At 57.9% G+C, this 1,081-nt stretch carries 1 protein-coding gene and 1 pseudogene; both read right to left on the reverse strand.

Translation table 11 applies throughout. From position 1 onward, the window contains the following. A partial coding sequence (locus QZ197_RS12565; protein WP_296432360.1) for a biotin/lipoyl-containing protein occupies window positions 1-644 on the reverse strand: 644 nt, incomplete at its 3' end. Further along, window positions 644-1,081: pseudogene (gene sucA / locus QZ197_RS12570) on the reverse strand (2-oxoglutarate dehydrogenase E1 component); the annotation flags it as partial. The gene QZ197_RS12565 and the pseudogene sucA, both read right to left, overlap by 1 nt.

Raw genomic sequence — 1,081 nt, forward strand, 5'->3', positions numbered from 1 at the left:
AGGAACAGGTCTTTGTATTCGTTGCGCAGTGCCATCACCTCGGTCATGTCGACCTCGTTGTAGGTGGTCAGCATGGCGGCGGTGTTCTGGCTGTCCTTGAGGCGGCGCGCGATGGTTTGGCGCAAGCGGGTCATCTTCACACGCTCTTCGCGGTCGGCTTGATCTGCGGCCACTGGCGCGCGTGGTGCCGCGGCTGGCGCGGGCGCAGGTGTCGCAAGAGCGTTCAAGACGTCCTCTTTCATCACGCGGCCGTCTTTGCCTGTGCCTGCGACGTCAGACAGGTTGTTTTCTGCCATCATTTTCTTGGCTGATGGAGCGTCTTCGACGTCCTTGGAGGCTTTGGCAGGTGCAGGTGCTGCTTCGGCCTTTGGTTCTTCTTTCTTGGCCGCTGGTGCAGCTGCTGCGTCGCCTTCAGCGATTTGTGCCAACAGCGCGTCAACGCCGACGGTTTCGCCTTCTGCGGCGACGATTTCGGACAAGGTGCCTGCGACTGGGCTGGGCACTTCGACCGTGACTTTGTCTGTTTCCAGCTCGCACAGCATTTCATCGACGGCAACGGTATCGCCAGGTTGTTTGAACCATGTGGCGACTGTCGCCTCTGTCACGGATTCGCCAAGGGTTGGGACGCGGACTTCGGTGCTCATTACTTTGTTCCTTCGACTGTCAGCGCTTCATCAACGAGGGCTGCTTGTTCTGCTTTGTGTTTGCTGGCCAGACCTGTGGCAGGTGACGCCGCGGCGGCGCGACCTGCATAGGTTGGCCGTGTGTGCTTGGCTTTGATGCGGGTCAGGACCCATTCGATGTTGGGTTCCATGAACGACCATGCGCCTTGGTTGCGCGGTTCTTCCTGACACCAGATCATTTCGGCGTTTTTGAAGCGTTCCAGTTCCTTGACCGCAGATTGTGCGGGGAATGGATAGAACTGTTCATAGCGCATGATGTAGACGTCATTGATGCCGCGCGCGTCGCGTTCTTCGAGCAGGTCATAGTAAACTTTGCCAGAACACATCACGACCCGTTTGATTTTGCTATCAGCGGCCAGTTTCGTGTCTGAATTGCCGTGTTGCGCATCGTCCCACAG

It is taken from the genome of Yoonia sp., assembly GCF_017854415.1.
Taxonomy (GTDB): Bacteria; Pseudomonadota; Alphaproteobacteria; order Rhodobacterales; family Rhodobacteraceae; genus Yoonia.